The sequence below is a fragment of the Streptomyces sp. DSM 118878 genome (assembly GCF_052936595.1).
In genome coordinates this window covers 2302683-2325305 of sequence record NZ_CP193622.1, presented here as the reverse complement: position 1 = coordinate 2325305, position 22623 = coordinate 2302683, and the positions used below count along the sequence as shown (strand labels likewise).

Annotated in this window: 22 protein-coding genes; 11 read left to right on the top strand and 11 right to left on the bottom strand. The window is 71.4% G+C overall.

Features of this window, described 5'->3' with window-relative positions; genetic code table 11:
• Positions 1-12: 12 nt before the first annotated feature.
• Entirely contained in the window at positions 13-249 is a 237-nt protein-coding gene (locus ACRAKF_RS10040) for a hypothetical protein (RefSeq protein ID WP_447036592.1), read from the bottom strand.
• Positions 250-435: 186 nt separating this feature from the next.
• On the bottom strand, positions 436-822 hold the full coding sequence (locus ACRAKF_RS10035) for a DUF3099 domain-containing protein (RefSeq protein WP_447036591.1): 387 nt from the start codon (positions 820-822) through the stop codon (positions 436-438).
• Positions 823-1047: 225 nt separating this feature from the next.
• On the opposite strand from ACRAKF_RS10035, the gene ACRAKF_RS10030 reads away from it, so the two are divergent.
• The gene (locus ACRAKF_RS10030; protein ID WP_363252505.1) at positions 1048-1323 is read left to right on the top strand and encodes a GlsB/YeaQ/YmgE family stress response membrane protein; all 276 of its coding nucleotides are present in this window, start codon (positions 1048-1050) and stop codon (positions 1321-1323) included.
• A 78-nt stretch (positions 1324-1401) separates the two neighbouring features.
• On the opposite strand, the gene tyrS is transcribed toward ACRAKF_RS10030, so the two are convergent.
• The 3 genes from tyrS to ACRAKF_RS10015 form a co-directional block, all read right to left on the bottom strand.
• Positions 1402-2679 (bottom strand): tyrosine--tRNA ligase, encoded by a 1278-nt coding sequence (gene tyrS, locus ACRAKF_RS10025; RefSeq protein ID WP_447036590.1) that lies wholly within the window; start codon positions 2677-2679, stop codon positions 1402-1404.
• A 69-nt stretch (positions 2680-2748) separates the two neighbouring features.
• Positions 2749-4143, bottom strand: coding sequence for a metallopeptidase TldD-related protein (locus ACRAKF_RS10020; protein WP_447036589.1), 1395 nt, complete (start codon positions 4141-4143; stop codon positions 2749-2751).
• Positions 4140-5663: a TldD/PmbA family protein gene (locus ACRAKF_RS10015; RefSeq protein ID WP_447036588.1), complete on the bottom strand. Its 1524-nt coding sequence runs from the start codon at positions 5661-5663 to the stop codon at positions 4140-4142. The genes ACRAKF_RS10020 and ACRAKF_RS10015 overlap by 4 nt, the downstream gene beginning before the upstream one ends.
• A gap of 186 nt (positions 5664-5849) precedes the next feature.
• Here ACRAKF_RS10015 and fabG point away from each other — a divergent pair, with 186 nt between their 5' ends.
• The 3 genes from fabG (at position 5850) to ACRAKF_RS10000 (ending at position 7808) form a co-directional block, all read left to right on the top strand.
• Positions 5850-6569, top strand: coding sequence for a 3-oxoacyl-[acyl-carrier-protein] reductase (gene fabG, locus ACRAKF_RS10010; protein WP_447036587.1), 720 nt, complete (start codon positions 5850-5852; stop codon positions 6567-6569).
• A 4-nt stretch (positions 6570-6573) separates the two neighbouring features.
• On the top strand, positions 6574-7335 hold the full coding sequence (fabI, locus tag ACRAKF_RS10005; RefSeq protein ID WP_447036586.1) for an enoyl-ACP reductase FabI: 762 nt from the start codon (positions 6574-6576) through the stop codon (positions 7333-7335).
• 137 nt (positions 7336-7472) lie between these two features.
• Positions 7473-7808: a hypothetical protein gene (locus tag ACRAKF_RS10000; protein WP_447036585.1), complete on the top strand. Its 336-nt coding sequence runs from the start codon at positions 7473-7475 to the stop codon at positions 7806-7808.
• Positions 7809-7829: 21 nt separating this feature from the next.
• Here ACRAKF_RS10000 and ACRAKF_RS09995 read toward each other — a convergent pair whose 3' ends face one another.
• On the bottom strand, positions 7830-8525 hold the full coding sequence (locus tag ACRAKF_RS09995; protein WP_447036584.1) for a FadR/GntR family transcriptional regulator: 696 nt from the start codon (positions 8523-8525) through the stop codon (positions 7830-7832).
• A gap of 96 nt (positions 8526-8621) precedes the next feature.
• On the opposite strand from ACRAKF_RS09995, the gene ACRAKF_RS09990 reads away from it, so the two are divergent.
• The 4 genes from ACRAKF_RS09990 (at position 8622) to ACRAKF_RS09975 (ending at position 11203) form a co-directional block, all read left to right on the top strand.
• Positions 8622-9932, top strand: coding sequence for a CynX/NimT family MFS transporter (locus ACRAKF_RS09990; protein WP_447036583.1), 1311 nt, complete (start codon positions 8622-8624; stop codon positions 9930-9932).
• Between the two features lie 93 nt (positions 9933-10025).
• A complete protein-coding gene (locus tag ACRAKF_RS09985) occupies positions 10026-10142 on the top strand; it encodes an SGM_5486 family transporter-associated protein (RefSeq protein ID WP_263974370.1) in 117 nt (38 codons plus the stop codon).
• A gap of 237 nt (positions 10143-10379) precedes the next feature.
• On the top strand, positions 10380-10595 hold the full coding sequence (locus ACRAKF_RS09980; protein WP_447036582.1) for a hypothetical protein: 216 nt from the start codon (positions 10380-10382) through the stop codon (positions 10593-10595).
• An 89-nt stretch (positions 10596-10684) separates the two neighbouring features.
• A complete protein-coding gene (locus ACRAKF_RS09975) occupies positions 10685-11203 on the top strand; it encodes a SixA phosphatase family protein (RefSeq protein ID WP_447036581.1) in 519 nt (172 codons plus the stop codon).
• A 79-nt stretch (positions 11204-11282) separates the two neighbouring features.
• Here ACRAKF_RS09975 and serB read toward each other — a convergent pair whose 3' ends face one another.
• Complete coding sequence (gene serB / locus ACRAKF_RS09970) at positions 11283-12497, bottom strand: phosphoserine phosphatase SerB (RefSeq protein ID WP_447036580.1); 1215 nt, start codon at positions 12495-12497, stop codon at positions 11283-11285.
• Positions 12498-12716: 219 nt separating this feature from the next.
• Complete coding sequence (locus ACRAKF_RS09965) at positions 12717-14759, bottom strand: streptophobe family protein (protein ID WP_447036579.1); 2043 nt, start codon at positions 14757-14759, stop codon at positions 12717-12719.
• Between the two features lie 221 nt (positions 14760-14980).
• Between ACRAKF_RS09965 and ACRAKF_RS09960 the strand changes: the two genes are divergently transcribed.
• A complete protein-coding gene (locus ACRAKF_RS09960; RefSeq protein ID WP_447036578.1) occupies positions 14981-17644 on the top strand; it encodes an FHA domain-containing protein in 2664 nt (887 codons plus the stop codon).
• Between the two features lie 107 nt (positions 17645-17751).
• Here ACRAKF_RS09960 and ACRAKF_RS09955 read toward each other — a convergent pair whose 3' ends face one another.
• From ACRAKF_RS09955 to ACRAKF_RS09945, 3 genes are all read right to left on the bottom strand, one after another.
• Positions 17752-18468, bottom strand: a complete 717-nt coding sequence (locus ACRAKF_RS09955; RefSeq protein ID WP_447036577.1) for a transglycosylase SLT domain-containing protein — start codon at positions 18466-18468, stop codon at positions 17752-17754.
• Between the two features lie 357 nt (positions 18469-18825).
• Positions 18826-19890 carry an S-adenosylmethionine:tRNA ribosyltransferase-isomerase gene (locus tag ACRAKF_RS09950; protein WP_447036576.1) on the bottom strand — a complete coding sequence of 355 codons (1065 nt, stop codon included), beginning with the start codon at positions 19888-19890 and terminating at the stop codon, positions 18826-18828.
• A complete protein-coding gene (locus ACRAKF_RS09945; RefSeq protein ID WP_447036575.1) occupies positions 19887-20585 on the bottom strand; it encodes an SDR family NAD(P)-dependent oxidoreductase in 699 nt (232 codons plus the stop codon). The genes ACRAKF_RS09950 and ACRAKF_RS09945 overlap by 4 nt, the downstream gene beginning before the upstream one ends.
• A gap of 215 nt (positions 20586-20800) precedes the next feature.
• On the opposite strand from ACRAKF_RS09945, the gene ACRAKF_RS09940 reads away from it, so the two are divergent.
• Both ACRAKF_RS09940 and ACRAKF_RS09935 read left to right on the top strand, forming a co-directional pair.
• The gene (locus ACRAKF_RS09940; protein ID WP_447036574.1) at positions 20801-21946 is read left to right on the top strand and encodes a GAF domain-containing sensor histidine kinase; all 1146 of its coding nucleotides are present in this window, start codon (positions 20801-20803) and stop codon (positions 21944-21946) included.
• Entirely contained in the window at positions 21939-22601 is a 663-nt protein-coding gene (locus ACRAKF_RS09935) for a response regulator (RefSeq protein ID WP_447036573.1), read from the top strand. The genes ACRAKF_RS09940 and ACRAKF_RS09935 overlap by 8 nt, the downstream gene beginning before the upstream one ends.
• Positions 22602-22623 lie beyond the last annotated feature (22 nt).

The following is a 22623-nucleotide window of genomic DNA, read 5'->3' as shown; positions in this document are numbered from 1 at the left end:
CCGTCGTCGGGGTCAGGCCGGCGGCTGGTCCGGCTGGTCCTGCCGGGCTTCCCACTCCGCCAGGGGCACGACTTCCTTGAGCATGCCGCGGACGCCGAGGAACTGGGAGAGGTGCTCGCGGTGTTCGTCACAGGCGAGCCACGTCTTGCGCCGCTCCGGGGTGTGGATCTTGGGGTTGTTCCACGCGAGCACCCAGACCGCGTCGGAGCGGCAGCCCTTGGCGGAACAGATCGGCTTCTCGTCACTCACAGTCGCGTCCAAGCATCCAGAACAAGGCGACGCCGAGCAGCCACGGGGGGAGCTGCCCGGCGTCGGTCTGTCGCTCCGACGGGGGATGCGGAGCGCGTACGAAGTATGTCACGCGGGACCCCGTAGCCGGGACCGGAACTACATGATTGATCTGAGCTTTTCCTGAGCTTGGCGCATCGTCGACGGTCAGGCCTTTTCGTGCTCGGCGTCCCGCCGCTGGTCGTACGCGGGCCCCGAGGAATCTTCCGGGACGGATTCCGCGGCCACGGCCGAATCGGGCGGAGCCAGCATTGGCCGAGAAGGGGTGGGTACGAACGTCGAAGGAAGCGAGGGGTTTCCCTCACGCCCCGCGTTGGCGATGACCACGGAGACGTAGGGCAGCAGTATGCCGAGGACCAGCGCGACGATGGCCACGTGGCGCTCGACGTTCCAGAGCACGGCCGCGGCGATGACGGCCAGGGTCCGCACCGACATCGAGATCACATACCGGCGCTGCCGGCCCCGCACGTCCTCCGCGAGCCCCTGACGGGCCCCCGTGATCCGGAAGACCTGGCCGTCGCTCCGCTTCCGCATCACGTTCCACCACCCAGTCCGATGTGCCGGACTCTCCCCGGTCTCTGCCCCGGTCCGGCACGCCCCACGTTACGCCTGGGCTGCGCAACCCACGAGAGCGGGGGCGGCCTCTCCTCGGTGCGAACGCTGCGCCGTGCCACGTATGGAACCGCCCGACATGCGCCGTACGGGGTACGGGCCGACACTGGCCGTAATGCTCACGTAGAGCCGTACAAGGAGGCAGCTATGGGCTGGTTGTGGGCGATCATCGTGGGATTCGTGCTGGGGCTGATTGCCAAGGCGATCCTGCCCGGTAAGCAGCACAGTCCGATCTGGCTCACCACGGTGTTCGGCATCATCGGGGCCGTCCTGGGCAACTGGCTCGCGACCCAGTTCGGCATCAACGAGACCAAGGGCATCGACTGGGGCCGTCACGCGCTGCAACTGGTCGCGGCGCTCGTGGTCGTCGGCATCGGCGACGCGATCTACAAGGCGGTCCGGGGCAACAGACGTACGGCCTAGCCGCGCGCCCCATGGTTCAAGGGCGAAGGCCCGGCCCCCGGACATCACCCGTGGGCCGGGCCTTCGCACGCGCACGGATCAGCTCGCGGCGTTCCCCGTGACCTCGACCGCGGCCAGGTTCTTCTTGCCGCGGCGCAGCACGAGCCAGCGCCCGTGGAGCAGGTCGTCGGCGGCCGGCACGGCGTCCTCGGCGGCGACCTTGACGTTGTTCACGTAGGCACCGCCCTCCTTGACCGTGCGCCGGGCGGCGGACTTGCTCGCCACCAGGCCGACCTCGGCGAGCAGGTCGACGACCGGGCCGAGCTCGGCGACCTCGGCGCGCGGCAGCTCGGAGAGGGCCGCGGCCAGCGTCGCCTCGTCGAGACCGGAGAGCTCGCCCTGGCCGAAGAGGGCCTTGGACGCGGCGATGACCGCGGCGCACTGGTCGGCGCCGTGCACCAGCGTCGTCAGCTCCTCGGCGAGCGCGCGCTGGGCGGCGCGCGCCTGCGGACGCTCCTCGGTCTGCTTCTCGATCTCCTCCAGCTCCTCGCGGCTCTTGAAGGAGAGGATCCGCATGTAGGTGGAGATGTCCCGGTCGTCCACGTTCAGCCAGAACTGGTAGAACGCGTACGGCGTCGTCATCGCCGGGTCGAGCCAGATCGCGCCGCTCTCGCTCTTGCCGAACTTGGTGCCGTCCGCCTTCACCATCAGCGGCGTGGCGATCGCGTGCACGGCGGCGTCCGGCTCCAGGCGGTGGATCAGATCGATGCCGGCCGTGAGGTTGCCCCACTGGTCGCTGCCGCCCTGCTGGAGGGTGCAGCCGTAGCGCCGGTAGAGCTCCAGGAAGTCCATGCCCTGGAGGAGCTGGTAGCTGAACTCGGTGTACGAGATGCCCTCCTGCGACTCCAGGCGCCTGGCGACGGAGTCCTTGGTGAGCATCTTGTTCACGCGGAAGTGCTTGCCGATGTCCCGCAGGAACTCGATCGCGGACAGGCCCGCGGTCCAGTCCAGGTTGTTGACCATGACCGCGGCGTTCTCGCCCTCGAAGGACAGGAAAGGCTCGATCTGCGTGCGCAGCCGGGCCACCCAGTTCGCGACGGTCTCCGGGTCGTTCAGGGTGCGCTCGGCGGTCGGCCGCGGGTCGCCGATCTGCCCCGTGGCCCCGCCCACCAGGGCCAGCGGGCGGTGCCCCGCCTGCTGGAGCCTGCGGACGGTGAGGACCTGCACGAGGTGTCCGACGTGCAGGCTCGCCGCGGTCGGGTCGAAGCCGCAATAGAACGTGACGGGACCGTCCGCGAGCGCCTTGCGCAGTGCGTCTTCATCGGTGGACAGGGAGAAAAGCCCCCGCCACTTCAGCTCGTCGACGATGTCCGTCACGGGTCTCGCGTCTCCTTGGATGTACTGGTCCATGTACTGATGGGCTGCACGGACGTGCAGGGTCCGAGGTTATACGCCCTGGCTGACCGAACTCATGTTGAAGTCGGGGACGCGGAGCGCGGGCATCGCGGCCCGGGTGAAGTAGTCGCCCCACTCGCGCGGCAGCGTCCTCTCCGTACGGCCCGCCTCCGAGGCGCGGCCGAGGAGGTCGACCGGCGACTCGTTGAAGCGGAAGTTGTTCACCTCGCCCACGACCTCGCCGTTCTCGACGAGGTAGACGCCGTCCCGGGTCAGGCCCGTCAGGAGCAGTGTCGCGGGGTCGACCTCGCGGATGTACCAGAGGCAGGTGAGCAGGAGGCCGCGCCCGGTGGCCGCGACCATCTCGTCCAGGGAGCGCTCGCCGCCGCCGTCCAGGATGAGGTTGTCGACCGCGGGCGTCACCGGCAGGCCGGTCAGGCCCGCGCTGTGCCTGCTGGTGACCAGGTGCGCGAGGTCACCGCCGCGGACCCACTCGGTGGGCGCCAGCGGCAGCCCGTTGTCGAACACGGAGGAGTCGCCGGCCGAGGTGTGCGCGAGCACGAACGGCGCCGACTCCAGGCCCGGCTCACGCGGATCGCTGCGCAGCGTCAGCGGGAGCCCGGCGACGCGCTCGCCCAGGCGCGTGGCGCCCCCGGGCTTGGAGAAGACCGTGCGGCCCTCCGCGGCGTCCCGCGCCGACGACGACCAGAACTGGTAGATCAGCAGGTCGGCCACCGCGGTCGGCGGCAGCAGCGTCTCGTACCGCCCCGCGGGCAGGTCGACGCGCCGCCGGGCCCACGCCAGGCGTTGCGCCAGCTCCGCGTCGAGCGCCCCCGGATCGACGTCCGTGAAGTCACGGGTGGAGCGTCCCGCCCACGCCGACTTCGTGCGGTCAGGCGACTTGGCGTTGACTTCGAGGGTGCCGTTGGGCTGGTCGTGCCGCAGGCGCAGCCCCGTCGAGGTGCCGAGGTAGCTCGACACGTACTCGTGGTTCGCGAAGCCGTACAGCTCGCGGCCGCCCGCGCGCGCCCTCGCGAAGGCCTCGCCGAGCGCCGGGGCGAAGTCGGCGAAGACCGCGGAGGAGGTCTCGGCGGGGGCGTCCGTGAAGTCGGCGGAGGGCGCGGTGCCGGACACCAGCGGCTGCGCGTCCTCGGCGGGAGCGGCCCCGCGGGCGGCCGCCTCGGCGGCGCGTACCAGCGGCTCCAGGTCGTGCGCGGTGACCGCCGAGCGTGAGACGACTCCGGAGGCGGTGCCCTCCTTGCCGTCGACCGTGGCGATGACGGTCAGGGTGCGGCCGCGGGTGACGCCGTTGGTGGTGAGGGCGTTGCCCGCCCAGCGCAGGTTCGCCGTCGACTCCTCGTCGGCGATCACGACACAGCCGTCGGCGGTGGACAGCTCCAGGGCACGCTCGACGATCTCGTGCGGCTTGGTGGCGCTGCGGCTCATCGGCCGGCCTCCTGCGTGGTGTTGAGGATGTTGACGCCCCGGAACAGGGCGGAAGGGCAGCCGTGCGAGACCGCGGCGACCTGCCCCGGCTGGGCCTTGCCGCAGTTGAAGGCGCCACCCAGGACGTACGTCCGCGGGCCGCCGACCGCGGCCATGGAGCCCCAGAAGTCGGTGGTCGTCGCCTGGTAGGCGACGTCACGGAGCTGCCCGGCGAGCCGCCCGTTCTCGATCCGGTAGAAGCGCTGCCCGGTGAACTGGAAGTTGTACCTCTGCATGTCGATGGACCACGAGCGGTCTCCGACCACGTAGATGCCCCGGTCGACGCCCGCGATCAGATCCTCGGTGGAGAGCCCGCCGGGGTCCGGCTGGAGCGACACGTTCGCCATCCGCTGCACCGGTACGTGGCCGGGGGAGTCGGCGTACGCGCAGCCGTTGGACCGATCGAATCCGGTGAGCCGCGCGATGCGCCGGTCGAGCTGGTAGCCGACCAGGGTGCCGTCCTTGACCAGGTCCCAGGACTGTCCGGCCACGCCCTCGTCGTCGTACCCGATGGTCGCGAGCCCGTGCTCGACGGTCCGGTCGCCCGTCACGTTCATCAGCGACGAGCCGTAGGCGAGCTTGCCGAGCTGGTCGAAAGTGGCGAACGAGGTGCCCGCGTACGCCGCCTCGTAGCCGAGCGCGCGGTCGAGCTCGGTGGCGTGGCCGATGGACTCGTGGATCGTCAGCCAGAGGTTCGACGGGTCGACGACCAGGTCATACGTGCCCGCGCGGACGCTCGGGGCCCGCATCTTTTCCGCCAATTGCTCGGGGATGCGCTCCAGCTCGCCCTGCCAGTCCCAGCCGGTCCCGGTGAGGTACTCCCAGCCGCGTCCGACCGGCGGCGCCAGGGTGCGCATGGAGTCGAACTCCCCGCTCGTCCCGTCGACGGCGACCGCGGTGAGCTGCGGGTGCAGCCTGACCCGCTGCTGCGTGGTCACCGTGCCCGCCGTGTCCGCGTAGAACTTGTTCTCGTGCACGGCGTGCAGCGAGGCGTCGACGTGCGCGACCCCGTCGGCGGCGAGCAGCCGCGCGCTCCAGTCGGCGAGCAGCGCCGCCTTCTCCTCCTCCGGCACGGAAAAGGGGTCGATCTCGTAGCTGGACACCCACGTCCTGTCGGCGTGCACGGGCTCGTCGGCGAGCTCCACTCTCTCGTCCGACCCGGCGGCCTTGATCACCTGCGCGCTGAGCTTCGCCATCGCCACGGCCTGCGAGGCGACTCTGGCCGCCGCGTCCATCGTCAGGTCGACGCCGGAGGCGAATCCCCAGGTCCCGCCGTGCACCACCCGCACCGCGTACCCCAGGTCGGTGGTGTCCGAGGTACCGGACGGCTTGGCGTCGCGCAGCCGCCAGGAGGCGTCGCGGACCCGCTCCAGGCGGAAGTCCGCGTGGTCCGCGCCGAGCGCACGCGCGCGGGCGAGCGCGGCGTCGGCGAGAGGCCGCAGCGGCAGCGCCGTGAAGGCTTCATCGATGGAATGAGGCACGGAGGTCTCCCTGCTGTCGGCTCCGGTCGGATCTGATGATGACGTGCGGGACGGCCTCACGGCCAGGCCTTTCTGTAGGGACCCGACAGGGAGTCCTCTGAGCCACTGTCGGTCGCCGATTCTCCGTATCCCGGAAGGTACCGATAGGTTTTCGAGGTACCAGACCGCTATCGAAAGGGTGATCCGTTGAGCCGCTCGGTTCTCGTCACCGGAGGAAACCGGGGCATCGGCCTCGCCATCGCCCGCGCTTTCGCCGACGCCGGCGACAAGGTCGCGATCACCTTCCGCTCGGGTGAGCCGCCGAAGGCCCTCACCGACGCCGGCGTCCTCGCCGTCAGGTGTGACATCACCGACGCCGAACAGGTGGAGCAGGCCTACAAGGAGATCGAGGAGAAGCACGGGAACGTCGAGGTCCTGGTCGCCAACGCGGGCATCACCAAGGACCAGCTCCTGATGCGCATGTCCGAGGAGGACTTCACGTCCGTCCTCGACACCAACCTCACCGGCACCTTCCGCGTGGTCAAGCGCGCCAACCGCGGCATGCTGCGGGCCAGGAAGGGCCGTGTCGTCCTGATCTCCTCCGTGGTGGGCCTCATGGGCGGCCCCGGGCAGGCCAACTACGCCGCCTCCAAGGCGGGTCTGGTCGGCTTCGCGCGTTCGCTCGCCCGCGAGCTCGGATCGCGCAACCTCACCTTCAACGTCGTCGCGCCCGGTTTTGTCGACACCGACATGACCAAGGTGCTGACGGAGGAGCAGCGCAAGGGCATCGTCGCCCAGGTGCCGCTCGGCCGTTACGCGCAGCCCGAGGAGATCGCCGCCGCGGTGAAGTTCCTCGCGTCCGACGACGCCTCGTACATCACTGGAGCCGTCATCCCCGTTGACGGCGGATTGGGCATGGGTCACTGATCACATGAGCGGAATTCTCGACGGCAAGCGCATCCTTGTCACCGGCGTGCTGACGGAGGCGTCCATCGCCTTCCACACGGCCAAGGTCGCCCAGGAGCAGGGTGCCGAGGTCATCCTGACCGCCTTCCCGCGGCCCACGCTCACCGAGCGCATCGCCAAGAAGCTCCCCAAGCCCGCCAAGGTCATCGAGCTCGACGTGACCGACCAGGAGCACCTGGACCGCCTCGCGGGCGTCGTGAAGGACGAGCTGGGCGGCCTCGACGGCATCGTGCACTCCATCGGCTTCGCGCCGCAGGGCGCCTTCAACTTCCTCGAGGCCACCTTCGAGGACGTCGCGACGGCCATGCACGTCTCCGCGTTCTCCCTGAAGTCGCTCACCATGGCGTGCCGCCCGCTCTTCGGGGACGGCGCCTCGGTCGTCGGCCTCACCTTCGACGCGCAGTACGCCTGGCCCAAGTACGACTGGATGGGCCCGGCCAAGGCCGCCCTGGAGGCCACCAGCCGCTACCTCGCCCGTGACCTGGGCAAGGAGAACGTCCGCTGCAACCTGATCTCCGCGGGGCCGCTCGGCTCCATGGCGGCCAAGTCCATCCCGGGCTTCGGCGAACTCGCGGACGTCTGGAACAGCCGCTCCCCGCTGAGCTGGGACATGGCCGACCCGGAGCCCGCGGGCCGCGGCGTCGTCGCCCTGCTCTCGGACTTCTTCCCGAAGACCACCGGCGAGATCATCCACGTCGACGGCGGCGTCCACATGATGGGTGCCTGACCAGCTCTTCGTAAGGCTCTTCGTACGGCTCTTCGTACGTGGCTGAGGCCCCGTCCCCCGCAGTGCGCGGGGGCGGGGCCTCACCCGTTCGGCTCACCGGCCGGGCGGCGGCGGGCGAGTGCCGCCCATGGTGGAGTGTGCGTCTCCCCGGTGCGGTGCTCGCCGCTCTCGCCCTCCTGGTCGCTGTGCCCTCCGGCGCCGCGTCCCTGGCCGTGGACGGCCGCGGGGAGAAGGAGAGGCCACGTCCCTTCGGCTCGGAGTGCCGCACCGGGATCAGTGGCTCCAACGTCGTCGCGTACTGCCACAACCCGTACCCCGAGACGGACCATGTCCGCCTGCACGTCGAGTGCGACCGGTGGTGGGACATCGACGTCGACAGCGCCCCGACCGCCGCGGGGCCCGCCGAGACCGTGCGGCTGACCGGGCGGTGCTGGAAAGAGGTCCGCTCGGCCTGGGTCAGCCATGAGAGGTGAGGGTGCCGCCGCCGGCGGCGGTCAGCGCGTGTCGCGCGCCTCGGTGAACCGCTCGGGGCGGCACATGAACGGGTAGCTCCCCGCCTCGATCCCCGCGGCCTCCGCGTCCTGATCCCGGATCGCGTCGATCAGACGGGCGTGGTCCATGTGCGACTCGGGGGTGAGGTCCTTGCCGATGTCGTCGCGCAGCCAGTCCCGCAGAACCTCGCCCAGGTCCGCGTACAGGGCCGTCATGACGTCGTTGTGCGAGGCGGCCACCACGGCCATGTGGAGCGTCGCGTCGGCCGTCACGAACTCCTCCGCGTTCCCCGAGGCCCAGGCCTCCTCGCGCCGTACGAGGAGGGCGTCCAGCTGCTTCAGGTCGCGGTCGGTGCGCCGCCGGGCGGCGAGCTCGGCGGCGCTCGACTCCAGCGTGCTCCGCAGCTCCGCGATGTGCCTCGGATCCGCGTCGGCGAACCTGCGGTGCATCACGCCCGCCAGCTCGCTGGTCGCCACGACGAAGGTGCCGGAGCCCTGCCGGATGTCGAGCAGGCCGTTGTGCGCGAGGGCGCGCACCGCCTCCCTGACCGTGTTCCGCGCCACGCCGAGCTGCTCGACCAGCTCGGGCTCGGTGGGGATGCGGGAGCCGACCGGCCACTCGCCCGAGGAGATCTGATTGCGCAGCTCGGAGATGACCTGTTCGGAGAGCGCCGAGCGGCGAGGGGTGGTCAGCGGCATGACGGTCCTTCGTACGGGGCGGGGTGCCGGGCCGGGGTCGACGTGTGACGCGATCGGATTGGACAGCCAATCATCCCATGATTCTATGATGGCCCCATGGCTAGTGAGGACACCGGGACGATGACACCCGCAGCGGCAGTGGAGCGCACCGAGACGGCGGACGTGGAGCAGGCGAAAGGGACCCCCACGCGCGCGTGGGCGACGCGACTGATCACCGTCGGCATCGTCCTCGCGGCCCTCAACCTCCGCCCGGCCATCACCAGCCTCGGCGCACTCCTCGAAGAGGTGCGCGACGGCCTCGGCATGAGCGGCAGCCTCGCCGGACTGCTCACCTCCGTGCCGCCGCTCTGCTTCGCGGTCTTCGGCGTCATGGCTCCCCGGTTCGCCCGGCGCTTCGGGCCCAGCGCGGTCGTCTGCGTGGGCATGATGGCCATCGCCGCCGGCCTGGTCATACGCCCCTTCATCGGCGGTACGGCCGGCTTCCTCGCCGCCACCGCGCTCGCCCTCATGGGCATCGCGGTCAGCAACGTCCTGATGCCGGTGATCGTCAAGCGCTGGTTCCCCGACCGGGTCGGCTCGATGACCGGCCTGTACTCGATGGCGCTCGCGCTCGGCACCTCCCTCGCCGCGGCCCTCACCGTCCCCATGACCGACGCCCTCGGCGGACGCTGGCAGACAGGGCTCGCCGTGTGGGCGGGGCTCGCCGTCGTCGCCGTCGTCCCGTGGATACCGCTCGTCCGCGACCGGGGCACCGCCTCCGCCGCCCCCGAGCACGTCAGCGCCGGCGTCCGCCAGGAGGACGCCGGGCTGCGTATCACCCACAGCCGCACCGCCTGGGCGCTCGCCGTCTTCTTCGGGCTCCAGGCCACGGCCGCGTACATCACGATGGGCTGGATGCCGCAGATCTTCCGTGACGCGGGCGTCCCCGCGGGCGAGGCGGGCGTCCTGCTCGCCATCACGATGGCCATGGGCGTGCCGCTGGCGTTCGTCATCCCGCGCGTGGCCACCCGGTTGACCAACCAGGGCCCCGTGGTGATCGTCCTCGGCGCCTGCGGCCTCACGGGGTACGCGGGCCTCTACCTCGCCCCCGCGGGCGGCGCGTGGGCCTGGGCGATCCTGCTCGGCATCTCCAACTGCGCCTTCCCGCTCGCCCTCACCATGGTCGGCATGCGGGCCAAGAGCAGCGTCGGCGTGGGCAAGCTGTCGGCCTTCGCGCAGAGCACCGGCTACCTGATCTCGATCCCGGGCCCGCTCCTGGTCGGCGTCCTCTACCAGCACAGCGGCGGCTGGGGCCTGCCCATCGCGCTCATGGCGGGCCTGATGGTGCCGCAGATCATCATCGGTACGCTCGCGGGCCGCGACCGCACGGTCGAGGACGAGGTGGCCGCCAGGGCGGCGAGGGCCTGACCCAGGTGAATGCCTGACGCGGGTGAATGCCTGACGCGGGTGAAGGCCTGACCCCGGCGGCGGCCGCGGGGCAAAGGGTGCGAGACTGACCGTATGCCCGTCCTTGACCCGAACCCCCAGAACGGCCAGAAGAAGCTGCTCCTCGTGCTCGGCGCGATGCTGGCCATCACCGTGATCATCGGCATCATCGCCTCGATAGCCTCACCGTGAGCCGGTGAGCCGGTGAGCCGGTGAGCCGGTGATCTGTGATCCGCGATCTGTGATCCGTGATCTGGGTGTAATGCCCGGTTTGGGGTGAGGTCTGGTGGGGCTGGCACCCCCATCCCCTAGGGGGCCAGTGTCAGGGTCAAGTGGGTGGGTCACCTGATGGGTTGACGGCCGCCGATCGCCTAGTTTCGAGATGTGCCCGCGACGACGCGGCACGGACACTCGAATCACGGAGGCGGCATGTCGGCCCGTTCGCACACCCGGCGCGACCCCGTGGGGTCGTCCGGCGTCGAGATCCAGCTCCCCTGGTGGGCGATCGCCCTGCCCGCCGTGGCCTTCGCGGCCCTGCTCCTGTTGATATTGAACCCGGTGGACGCGCACGCCGCGGGCAGCGAGCCCGTCGTCGCCAACCTCATGGAGCGCGTCCAGGCGATGGTGCAGCGCATGGCCCCGTGACCCCTCCCCGACAGGCCCCGGTCCACCACCTCGGGACACCGCGCCAACTACCCGCGCCCCATGGCTCGTTTCATGCGAAGCTGGGATGCATGAGCGTCGCAGAACCCCGCAAGATTGTCCTCTTCCGGCATGCGAAGGCCGACTGGCCCCAGGTGGCCGACCACGAGCGGCCGCTCGCTGATCGAGGCCGCAGGGACGCCCCCGTCGCCGGACGCAAGCTGGCCGACAGCGGCATCGCCTTCGATCTGGCCCTCTGTTCTTCCGCTGCCAGGACCCGCGAGACCTGGAAGCTCGCCGTCCACGAGCTGCCGCAGCGGCCGAAGACCGTCTACGAGGAGCGGCTGTACGAAGCCTCTCCCGGCGAGCTGATCGCCGTGCTCAACGAGACCCCGGACGACGTGCGGAACGTTCTCCTGATCGGGCACAACCCCGGAGTGCAGGGACTGACCGACGTCCTCGCCGGAGACGCCGAGGGCGACGCGCGGCAGCGGCTCGACCGCCGGGGCTTCCCGACCGCGACCTTCGCCGTCCTGACGTACTCCGGTTCCTGGAAGGCGCTGGAGCCGGGCGTCGCCACCCTTGTCGACTACTGGGCGCCGTCCGAGTAACGCGTCCACCGTTTCCTGTGCGGCAGGGCCCCGCGCCGGTGGCGCGGGGCCCGTGGTCATGGTCTGGCCGGGGGGGCAGTCAGTCCGCGTGGGTCTCTGCCGCCTCGACCTCTTCGCGGGTGATGCCGAGGAGGTAGAGGACGGTGTCGAGGAACGGCACGTTCACCGCGGTGTGCGCGGCCTCGCGGACCAGGGGCTTGGCGTTGAAGGCGACGCCGAGACCGGCCGCGTTCAGCATGTCGAGGTCGTTCGCACCGTCCCCGATCGCGACGGTCTGCTCCAGCGGGACCCCGGCCTCCGCGGCGAAGCGGCGCAGCAGCCGCGCCTTGCCCGCGCGGTCCACGATCTCGCCGGTCACCCTGCCGGTGAGCTTGCCGTCGACGATCTCCAGGGTGTTGGCCTGGGCGAAGTCGAGGCCGAGGCGTTCCTGAAGATCATCGGTGACCTGTGTGAAGCCGCCGGAGACGACTCCCACTTGGTAGCCGAGGCGCTTGAGGGTGCGGATGAGGGTGCGGGCGCCCGGGGTGAGCCTGACCTCGGAGCGGACCTTGTCGACGACCGACGCGTCGAGGCCCGCGAGCAGCCGCACGCGCGCGTGCAGGGACTGCTCGAAGTCCAGCTCGCCGCGCATCGCCGCGGAGGTCACCTCGGCGACCTCGTCCTCGCACCCGGCGTGGGCGGCGAAGAGTTCGATGACCTCGTCCTGGATGAGCGTCGAGTCGACGTCCATCACGACCAGGCGCTGCGCACGGCGGTGCAGGCCCGCGGCCACGACCGCGACGTCCACGCCGAGCTTCGCGGCCTCTATGGCCAGAGCGGTGCGCAGGGGCTCGGTCTCCGTGCCGGACACCGCGAACTCCACGGCGGTGACCGGGTACTTGGCGAGCCGGAAGATGCGGTCGATGTTGCCGCCGGTCGACGTGATGCTGGCGGCGATGGCCGCCGTCGACTCCGAGGTCAGGGGGTGGCCGAGGACGGTGACGTGCGAACGCCCCAGACCGCGCGGCAGGTTGTCGCCGATGCCCGAGATGATCTCGGCCTGCATCTTCATGGACTCCGCCCAGCTGTGGACGGTGGCGCGCAGGTCTCCCTCCAGGCCGGAGGGCGGCTCGGTCACGAGCGCGCACAGCACTATGCGGCCACGGGTGACGACCTGCTCGATGTCGACCACGTCGACGGAGTAGGCGGCGAGGGTGTCGAAGAGGCCGGCGGTGAGGCCGGGGCGGTCCTTGCCGAAGATCTTGACGAGGAGCGTCGGGACGTCTGCGGGCTGGGGGGGCTGCGAAGCACTCATGGTGCCGCTTACGGTAGCGGCCGCTTTCTTTCCTCCGTCCGTCGGTCCGGCCCTCGGACACGTGAACGCCCCCGTGAGTGGGGGTCCACCCCGCACCTCGGGCAGCCGGCGGGACCACCTGACGGGCGCCGTCGAGGGGCAGGTGGGTCCGGTGCTTGTTGTCCGCGGGTCGTCCTGGGCTGGTCGCGCAGTTCCTCGCGCCCCTGGGGTGCCCGGCGGTCAGCGCGAGCCCCGCGGCTTTCCCGGTGGTGGGGGGCCGGTCGCAGGGGGCGGTGGTGGAGGTGGGGGAGGCGGGGGCCAGTCTCCGGAGCGGGGGCGTGGGCGTGGGCGTGGCGGGGGGACGACCGGGCCCGCCACCGTGGGCGCGCCGTATACGTCCTCGGGCGGGGACTCTCCGCTCGGTGGCCGCGACGACTGCCCTCGCGGACGCAGGTAGGGATTCGTGTCGGGGTTCGGCGGGCGGTGCGGGGCCCGGGGGCGATAGGGCCCGACCTCAGCCCCGGCTCCGGTCCCGGCCCCGCCCCCGGCTCCAGCCCCGGTTCCGGCCCCGGTCCTGGCCCCGCCCCCGGCTCCAGCCCCGGTTCCGGCCCCGGCCCCGGCCCCGGCCCCGGCTCCAGCCCCGGCCTCAGCTCCCGTCCCCGTCCCCGTTCCGGCCCTGGTCCCGGCCTCAGCCCCGGTTCCGGCCTCAGCCCCCGTCCCAGTCCCGGCCCCGGCTCCAGTCCCGGCCCCGGCTCCAGCCCCGGCCCCAGCCCCGGCCCCAGCCCCGGCCCCAGCCCCGGCCCCAGCCCCGGCCCCAGCCCCGGCCCCGGCTCCGGTTCCGGCCTCAGCCCCCGTCCCTGTCCCCGTCCCCGGAGTGGGGGGCACGGACATGCCCTCGCCCGAGAGCGCCAACGGCGAGCTCCGGCCCCCCGCGGCCCCCGTGGCACACGCGAGCAGCGCCCCCAGTAGCCCCGCCCCGAAACCCCAGGCCGCCCCGAGCAACGCAGCCATCCCGAGCCGACCGTGCAGCTCCAACCCGGCCCCGAACGCGTCGAAGCCGAACACGGAGAGCGAGGCATCGGCGGAGACCCCCGTCACCCACACCATCAGCGGAAGGCCCACCGCCGCGGCGACCCCGAGCCGTACCCCGCAGCGCCCCGCGAACCCCAGGACGCGCAGGCCACGTAATGGAGTCCGCGCAGCGGTGAGCACCCCGGCGAACAGCATCATCAGCCCGGCGGCGACACCCAGCAGCCAGATCCGCCCGTCGAGTTCGGCGAGCCGCCCCAGCGTGAGCGCCTGGTCCGAGTCCCCCCCGAGCAGGTCGTCCACCGGGTCCGGCAGGACCTGGGTGAGCGCACCCGTGGCGCGGCCGTCGAACGGTACGAAGAGCCCCACGGGAACCCCGAGCCACACCCCGTTCGGCGCCCCCAGCAGCGCGGCGCCGGCGATCCGCTTCGGATGGTCGTCGCCGACCATGGCGTACGCCGCCGCGGCGAGCCCCGCGACGACCGCCGTCAGAGCCACCGTGACCAGCGCGGACACCGCGGGCCGCACCACCCGGTGCAGCACGTCGAGGCCGCGCGGCAGCGGTGTGCGGCGCGCGGCGAGCAGCGCGATGAGCAGGACCACGACCACCCAGCCCGCCCCGCCGAGCAGCGTCGCCGCCGTGTCGACGGTGAAACCGACCGACGCCTTCGCCTCCGCCAGGTCCCCGAGCCGGTCGGGCAGCAGCCCGCCGACCCCGTCGGGCAGCTCGTCCCCGATCCCGCCGGGCAGCTCGTCGAGTCCCTTGTCGAGTCCCTCGTCGATGCCGAGCCGCTTCCCGTCGATCGTGACGACGTCGTGACCGACATAGGCGAGGCCGCCGAGCATCGCCACGAAGAGGGCGATCACCGCGCCCGCGCGGGCGGCGAGTTCGGCGGGCCGGACGAACGCCCCGGCCGCGCGCAGCGAGCGCAGGAAGAAGTGGGCGAGGAGCAGCGCCCCGGCGAGGCCGACGCCGAGTGGCGCGATGTCGACTGCCGTGGCCGCCTCCGCCCCCTCCAGGCCGAACGCCGACACGTCCCCGGACGGCGTGACCGAACCTCCCGCTCCCAGGGCCACCGTCGCCGCCGTCATCGGGCCGAGGGAACCCACCTCGTCGGCGCCGAGCAGACGCAGCGCGAGCGCGGCGGTCCCCGCCATGCCGACCAGCGCCCAGCTCACCGCGGCGATCGCGGACAGCAGTACGTCGCCCCACCGCACACCCCGGGCAACGCCCCTGTCTTCACCGGCCTGCATCAGAGGACCCCCCGAAACCGCAGTGCGTCGCCCATGATCCGTATGCGCTGATTGCGGCTGATGGGCGTTGATGGGCCCTTACTACTCTCCGGGGCGGTTTCTTCCCCGTCAACGGGATGCGCTGAAGGGCGCCTACGCAGTCTTCACAAGGCCCGACTTTCGGTCAGAGCCCTCCGCCTGAAATAGTTCCTCCCGATGTTCGACATCCCTAGACTCCCCACATGGGGGCTAGCTCGGGGGACAACTCAGTGGGGCATGGAGTGCCGGAACTCGTACTGGAATTGAATGGAAGGACCTGGACGCTAGATCCGTCCAGGTCGTACTCGCTCGGACGGGATCCGCAGGGAGACATCTCGCTCGACGACGCCAGGGTGTCCTGGCGTCACGCCACGATCAGCTGGAGCGGGCGCAGTTGGGTCATTGAGGACCACGGCAGTACCAACGGCACCTTTGTGCAGGGCCAGCGGATCCAGCAGAGGGAAATCGGCCCGGGCTCGGCCGTGAACCTCGGAAACGCGAACGACGGGCCGCGGCTGAATCTGGCCGGTGGTGGCGCCGCCGCCGCGGCGTCCGTACCGCAGCAGCACGCCCAGCAACAGAACGCACAGCAGCAGCCCGCCCAGCAGTACGCGGCGCCGCAGCAGCACGCGCAGCAGGAGGCTCCGGGCTGGGCCGCACAGCAGCAGGTCCCGCACCAGCAGCAGGCCCCGCAGCAACCGCAGCAGCACGGCTGGCAGCAGCCGCCTCAGCACCAGCAGCCTCAGCACCAGCACCAGCAGCCGCACGTGCCGCAGCAGCAGGGCGGTCCGGCCGAGCAGTACACGCAGAAGACCCCGGGTTCCGGCGGTGCCGCGGGGGCCCCGCCGGTCTACGGCGAACGCAGCCCGACGACGTTCCACCAGCTCGCGCTCGGCCGCAAGATGCGCATCGGCCGTGCGCTGGAGAACGAACTGGTCGTCTCCGACCTCCAGGTCTCGCGTCACCACGCCGAGTTCACGGCGACGCCGGACGGCCGCTTCGAGATCCACGACCTCGGGTCGCACAACGGCACGTACGTCAACGGCCAGCCGATCGCGAAGTCCTCGACGGTGCTCCTCGGCCCGAACGACATCGTCGGCGTCGGCCACTCGACCTTCCGTCTCGTCGGCGGGCAGCTCGAGGAGTTCGTCGACACCGGTGACGTCTCCTTCTCGGCCCGCCACCTCACGGTCACGGTCGACGGCGGCAAGCAGATCCTCAAGGACGTCTCCTTCGGCGTCCCGGAGAAGTCGCTCATCGCGGTCATCGGACCCTCGGGTTCCGGCAAGTCCACCCTGCTCAAGGCGCTCACCGGCTACCGGCCCGCCAACCAGGGCGACGTCCTCTACGACAACCGGAACCTCTACAAGCAGTTCGCCGAGCTGCGCCAGCGCATCGGTCTGGTCCCGCAGGACGACATCCTGCACAAGGAACTGACCGTCAAGAAGGCCCTCAAGTACGCGGCCAAGCTCCGCTTCCCCGCGGACACGACGGACGCCGAGCGCGACTCCCGTATAGATGAGGTGCTGCGCGAGCTCAAGCTGGACATCCACAAGGAGAAGAGGGTCACCTCCCTCTCCGGTGGCCAGCGCAAGCGCGTCTCGGTCGCCCTGGAGCTGCTCACCAAGCCCTCGCTGATCTTCCTGGACGAGCCGACCTCCGGTCTCGACCCGGGCATGGACCGCGACGTCATGCAGCTCCTGCGCGGCCTCGCCGACGACGGCCGTACGGTCCTCGTCGTCACGCACTCGGTCGCCGAGCTGGCGATCTGCGACAAGCTGCTCGTCATGGCGCCGGGCGGTTCGGTGGCGTACTTCGGCCCGCCGGAGGAAGCGCTCAACTTCTTCGGCTACAAGACCTGGGCCGACGTCTTCTCCGCCTTCGAGGAGTACCGCGACTACGACTGGGCGGGCCGCTGGAAGGGCTCGCAGCACTACCAGATGTACGCCGCGGACATCGACGCCGTCGCCGCGCAGTCCGTACCGATGCCGTCGCCGCAGGCGGTGAAGCCGCCCAAGCCGCAGGGCTGGGGTTCGCAGCTATGGACCCTGATCCGCCGCTATGTGTCGGTGATCGCCTCCGACAAGGGCTTCATGGGCCTGATGGTGATCCTGCCCGCGGTCCTCGGCATCGTCAGCGTCGTCATCCCGGCCGACTTCGGGCTCGGACCGCCGAAACCGCCGGCCAAGTTCAACGGCGACGCGGGCACGATCATGCTGATCCTCGCGGTCGGCATGTGCTTCTCGGGTGCCGCCAACTCCGTACGCGAGCTGATCAAGGAACGGGTCATCTACGAGCGGGAACGGGCGACCGGCCTCTCCCGTTCCGCGTACCTGATGTCCAAGGTCATCGTCCTCGGCGTGATCACGGCCATCCAGGGCGTCATCATCTGCGGCATCGGCTTCGCCCCGCGCGAGCTGCCGGAGGAGGGCCTGATCATGCCCCCCGCCGCGGAGATCTGCTTGACGATCATCGCGCTCGGCTTCACGTCGATGATGTTCGGCCTGGTCATCTCCTCGCTGGTGAAGACCTCCGAGAAGACCATGCCGCTCCTGGTGATGTTCGCGATCGTCCAGGTCGTCTTCACCGGCGTCCTCTTCCAGGTCTACGGCTCGCCGGGCCTGGAGCAGTTCGCCTGGCTGATGCCGTCCCGCTGGGCCATCGCGGGCGCGGGCGCCACGCTGGACCTCGCGCACCTGATGCCGCCGTGGGACCAGAAGAACCCCACGGACCTGGACCCGCTGTGGGAGCACTCGGCCGGACAGTGGGGCATGAACCTCACGATCCTGCTGGCGCTCGGCGTCCTCTGCGGCTTCGCGGTCGCGCGCCTGCTGCGCCGCCACGAGCCGGAGGTCATGCGCAAGTAAGCGCGCCATGACGTACGAGAAGGGCGGCACCCCGTGCGGGGTGCCGCCCTTCGGCGTCTGCGAACCTCATCTTCGGCTGAAGAGGTCCAGTGATCAGGCGATCAAGGTCAGTAGGCGCCGTTCACGTTGTCCATCGAGCCGTAGCGGTCGGCGGCGTAGTTGGCCGCGGCCGTGATGTTGGCGACCGGGTCGTAGATGTTCGTGGAGGTGCCGTCGACGTGGTACGCGTCGAACGTCGGCTTGATGACCTGGAGCAGGCCGATCGACGGGGTGCCGTTGATGGCGTTGATGTCCCAGCCGTTCACGGCCTGCGGGTTGCCCGCGGACTCACGGATGATGTTGCGGTGCAGACCCTCGTAGGAGCCGGGGATGCCCTTGCTCTTCATGATGTCCAGGGACTGGCGGATCCAGCCGTCCAGGTTGTTGGTGTAGGTGGGCTTGCGGGCGGCGGTGCGGCTGGCGGCGGCAGCGGCGTTGCGCTCGTCCTCGGCCTTCTTCTTCGCGGCGGCCTCGTCGGCGGCCTTCTTGTCGGCGGCCGCCTTCTTGTCCGCGGCGGCCTTCGCGGCGGCGGCGTCCTTGGCCTGCTTGTCGGCGTGCGACAGCTGCTTGGCCACGTTGGCGTGGACCGCCTGCTGCGCGTCGGTGGAGACCGCGAAGGAGGCGGGCGCGGCGCCGGCCGCCCGGGTGTCAGCGGCGTCGGAGTTGCCGGGCACGAGGGAGAACGCGAGGGCGGCGGCACCGAGCGCGGCGACACCGGCGATCGAGTACTTCTGGTTCTTGGTCACGGCGCCACGACCGGGGCCGGGGAGGTGATGCTGGGACATGCGAGTTGGACCTCTTCGAATAGCGGAGGTCGCTCTGGTCCGGCGGGGGGACATTGCTTCTCCGGCACAAACGCCGCGGTGCGATGACCGCGGCGCCGAGCGACGTGAGCCATTGTTAGCGGCCGCAAAATCGGGTGGCAAAGGTGTGACGTACGACCCCAGGTAGTGGATCAGGGGGGTCGTCGACGCCTCCGTACGGGCCCGCAACCCCACGCATTAGGGGCTTGTTGCCGTACATAAACGGATATTTGGTGCACTTCACTCACAACTAGGGACGTTCGTACGTGACGTGCACCCTATGCGCGGGCTCACACCGGCCCCGCGCCGGTCTCGCTGTGGGTTGCTCTTGCGATGCTCTCAGTGAGCGTTCTCCTCCCGCAGTATGAGGTGGACGTCGCCGAACTCGTGCCAGAGGTAGAGACGCCGTACCGCCTCCGCGTACCCGCGCTCGATCGCCGCCCGCCCCGCGACCGCCTCCAGCATCAGCAGATGCGAGGCCTCCGGCTCGTGCAGCCCGGTCAGCAGGCCGTCCACCACCCGCACACCCCGCTCCGGGGTCACCACGAGCTCGGTCCGCCCGCCCGCCGCCCGCACGACACCGTCGGCCCCCGTGGCGGACTCCACGGCCCGCACGGCCGTCGTGCCCACCGCGATCACCCGGCCGCCGCCCGCCCGCGCGGCGTTGATCAGCCTCGCCGACGTCCCCGGCACCTCGAAGGGCTCCGGGTACGGCGGCTCGTGCGCCTCCTGCGAGGCCACCCCGGTGTGCAGCGTGACGGGTGCGAACTGCACGCCCCTGCTCACCAGCTCCGCCACCATCGCCGCCGTGAACGGCCGCCCCGCGCTCGGCATCTCCGCGCTCCCCGCCCCGTCCGCCGAAGGCAGCGCGAACACGGTCTGATGGGCGGCGAGCGGCTGGTCCCTGTCCGTGTAGCGGTAACGGATGGGCCGCCCGTGCCGCCGCAGCAGCGCGGGCACATCGGCCCCCACCCGCGCCCACCACAGCCGCCGGCTCTCCGCCGCCAGCGGCTCCTCACAGACAAGGGGTACGTCTCCGGGGAGCCGCACGGTCACCCCCGCAGGACCACCGCCACGCGCACGCGTGGTCCCCTTCCCGTCCGGGTCCCGCAGCTCCACCGCCCAGCGGCCGTCCGCGCCCCGCGTCGAGAAATGCACCACCACGCGTGCGTGCCCGAGCCGCCCGTCCACGGCCGCGGCCAGCGTCCGCGAGGTGTTGACGACCAGGAGATCCCCGGCCCGCAGCAGTACGGGCAGCTCCCTGAACGCGTGGTGCGAGACCTCCGTACCGCGCGACAGGAGCAGCCGCACGTCGTCCCTGCCGAGGCCCGGCCCCCGCTGCTCGGCGGGCACGCGCGCGTGCAGGTCCTCCGGCACGCGCGGCCACGCCCCGAGCACGCTCATCGGGCGTCCACGAGCAGCGCGTGCGCCGCATGGCGACCACTGGCGGGACGCTCAGCGATCAGCCGCAGGAACGCGGGCACCACGCTCCGCGGCAACGGCCGGCCCGAGACGTCGTCGAGGGGCACCGCCGCCCGGTACAGGTCCGTCCGCATGTCACCGGGGTCCACCGCCCACACCCTGATACCGGGCTCCTCCACCGCGAGGACCGCCGAGAGCTGGTCCAGGGCGGCCTTGGAGGCCCCGTACCCGCCCCACGTCTCGTACGCCTCGACGGCCGCGTCCGAGCTGACGTTCAGCACCGCGCCCGCCGACTCCCGCAGCAGCGGCAGCGCCTCGTGGACCAGGCCGAGCGCCGCCACCACGTTCGTCTCGAACGCCACCCGCAGCCCGTCGAGCGCGAGCCCGTCGAGCCGTACCAGGGGCTCCGCGCCCAGGGCGCTCGCGTTGTTCACCAGGAGATCGAGACCGCCGAGCCGCCGCGCCGCCGCCACCAGCTCCGCGCGGTGCCCCGCGTCGGTGACGTCCCCCGGCAGTGCCTCCACGCGCGTGCCGTACTCGCGCAGCTCGCTGGCCGACTCCCCGAGCACGGAGGCGGTCCTCGCGTCGAGCACGAGGTCCCAGCCGCTCTCCGCGAGCGCCGCGCCCAGCGCGCGCCCCAGCCCCTTCGAGGCCCCCGTGATGATCGCTACCGGCATGACATCCGTCCCCTCACAGTCCGCGCCCACATCCCCGGCGCCCAGCAGATGACCTCACCGTAGGAACGCGGGCCGCACCCGCACCTCGTACGCGGGACGCAACCGGGCAGGGCCCTTCGTCCTGGTCCCGGACCTGCGACCTAGGCCGCGAGCCCTAGTCGACGGCGGCCACAGGGCCGATACGGACTGTCACACCCCGCCGGTACGGTGTGACCATGAGTCAAGGACCCCGAACGGGGCTGGACGCGGTAAGTTCCGCGCTGCTCGCCATGAGCAGGCACCTGGAGGTGCGCGACGTCCTCAAGACGATCGTCGCCTCCGCCCGCGAGCTCCTCGACGCCGAGTACGCCGCGCTCGGAGTCCCCGACGACCACGGCGGCTTCGCCCAGTTCGTCGTGGACGGCGTCAGCGAGGAGCAGTGGAAGGCCATCGGCCCGCTGCCCCGCCAGCACGGCATCCTCGCCGCCATGCTCCAGAAGGCCGAGCCCGAGCGCCTCGCCGACGTGCGCGAGGACCCGCGCTTCGGGGGCTGGCCCGACGCCCACCCGGACATGTCCGACTTCCTCGGCCTCCCGATCCGCCACGACGACGAGACGCTCGGCGCGCTCTTCCTCGCCAACAAGCGCTGCCCCAGGATCGAGGGCAGATGCGGCTTCACCGCGGACGACGAGGAACTGCTGGCCCTCCTCGCGCAGCACGCCGCGATCGCCCTGACCAACGCCCGCCTGTACGAACGCAGCCGCGAGCTGACCATCGCCGAGGAGCGCTCGCGGCTGGCCCACGAGCTGCACGACGCCGTCAGCCAGAAGCTCTTCTCGCTGCGCCTGACGGCTCAGGCCGCGGCCGCCCTGGTGGACCGCGACCCGTCCCGCGCCAAGGGCGAGCTCCAGCAGGTCGCGGCGCTCGCCGCCGAGGCCGCGGACGAACTGCGGGCCGCCGTCGTCGAGCTGCGCCCCGCCGCCCTGGACGAGGACGGCCTGGTGGCCACCTTGCGTACGCACATCCAGGTGCTGCACCGCGCGCACTCCGCGCGGGTCACCTTCGACAGCAAGGGCGTACGGGCCCTGCCGGCCGCGCAGGAGGAAGCCATGCTGCGGGTCGCCCAGGAAGCCCTGCACAACGCCCTGCGCCACTCGCAGGCGGAGTGCGTCACGGTGACCCTGGACAAGCGGGGCACCGGAGCCGTCCTGCGCGTCACCGACGACGGCACGGGCTTCGACCCACAGGTCATACGGCGCGCGGGACGGCACCTGGGCCTCGTGTCCATGCGCGACCGCGCGAGCGGGGTCGGCGGACGGCTGACCGTGGAATCGGCGCCCGGCAAGGGCACGACGATCGAGATGGAGGTCCCCGGTGGCTGACGCGGTGCGCGACGCGAGGACAGGGATCCGGGTGCTACTGGTCGACGACCACCAGGTGGTCCGCCGGGGCCTGCGGACGTTCCTGGAGGTCCAGGACGACATCCGGGTCGTGGGGGAGGCATCGGACGGCGCCGAGGGAGTCGCGCTGGCCGAGGAGCTGCAGCCGGACGTCGTCCTGATGGACGTGAAGATGCCCGGCATGGACGGCGTCGAGGCGCTGCGCAAGCTCCGCGAGCTCGCCAACCCCGCGCGCGTGCTCATCGTCACCAGCTTCACCGAGCAGCGCACGGTGGTCCCCGCCCTGCGCGCGGGCGCCGCGGGGTACGTATACAAGGACGTGGACCCGGACGCCCTCGCCGGTGCCATCCGCTCGGTGCACGCGGGACACGTCCTGCTCCAGCCGGAGGTGGCGGGCGCGCTGCTCTCCCAGGAGGAGGCGCACGGCGGCCAGGGCAGAGGCGGCTCACTGACCGAACGCGAGCGGGAGGTCCTCGGCCTCATCGCCGACGGCCGCTCCAACCGCGAGATCGCGCGCGCCCTGGTCCTCTCCGAGAAGACCGTCAAGACGCACGTGTCGAACATCCTGATGAAGCTGGACCTCGCCGACCGCACCCAGGCCGCCCTGTGGGCCGTGCGGCACGGCGTCGCCGGCTGAAATCCGCAGGCCGGCGCCGCCG

Coding starts and splice junctions, on each gene's coding strand:
- ACRAKF_RS10035 (WP_447036591.1), bottom strand. CDS start 822: ATGCGGAAGCGGAGCGACGGCCAGGTCTTCCGGATCACGGGGGCCCGT.
- ACRAKF_RS10030 (WP_363252505.1), top strand. CDS start 1,048: ATGGGCTGGTTGTGGGCGATCATCGTGGGATTCGTGCTGGGGCTGATT.
- ACRAKF_RS10020 (WP_447036589.1), bottom strand. CDS start 4,143: ATGAGCCGCAGCGCCACCAAGCCGCACGAGATCGTCGAGCGTGCCCTG.
- fabI (WP_447036586.1), top strand. CDS start 6,574: ATGAGCGGAATTCTCGACGGCAAGCGCATCCTTGTCACCGGCGTGCTG.
- ACRAKF_RS09995 (WP_447036584.1), bottom strand. CDS start 8,525: ATGCCGCTGACCACCCCTCGCCGCTCGGCGCTCTCCGAACAGGTCATC.
- ACRAKF_RS09990 (WP_447036583.1), top strand. CDS start 8,622: ATGGCTAGTGAGGACACCGGGACGATGACACCCGCAGCGGCAGTGGAG.
- ACRAKF_RS09985 (WP_263974370.1), top strand. CDS start 10,026: ATGCCCGTCCTTGACCCGAACCCCCAGAACGGCCAGAAGAAGCTGCTC.
- ACRAKF_RS09980 (WP_447036582.1), top strand. CDS start 10,380: ATGTCGGCCCGTTCGCACACCCGGCGCGACCCCGTGGGGTCGTCCGGC.
- ACRAKF_RS09975 (WP_447036581.1), top strand. CDS start 10,685: ATGAGCGTCGCAGAACCCCGCAAGATTGTCCTCTTCCGGCATGCGAAG.
- serB (WP_447036580.1), bottom strand. CDS start 12,497: ATGAGTGCTTCGCAGCCCCCCCAGCCCGCAGACGTCCCGACGCTCCTC.
- ACRAKF_RS09965 (WP_447036579.1), bottom strand. CDS start 14,759: ATGCAGGCCGGTGAAGACAGGGGCGTTGCCCGGGGTGTGCGGTGGGGC.
- ACRAKF_RS09960 (WP_447036578.1), top strand. CDS start 14,981: ATGGGGGCTAGCTCGGGGGACAACTCAGTGGGGCATGGAGTGCCGGAA.
- ACRAKF_RS09955 (WP_447036577.1), bottom strand. CDS start 18,468: ATGTCCCAGCATCACCTCCCCGGCCCCGGTCGTGGCGCCGTGACCAAG.
- ACRAKF_RS09950 (WP_447036576.1), bottom strand. CDS start 19,890: ATGAGCGTGCTCGGGGCGTGGCCGCGCGTGCCGGAGGACCTGCACGCG.
- ACRAKF_RS09945 (WP_447036575.1), bottom strand. CDS start 20,585: ATGCCGGTAGCGATCATCACGGGGGCCTCGAAGGGGCTGGGGCGCGCG.
- ACRAKF_RS09940 (WP_447036574.1), top strand. CDS start 20,801: ATGAGTCAAGGACCCCGAACGGGGCTGGACGCGGTAAGTTCCGCGCTG.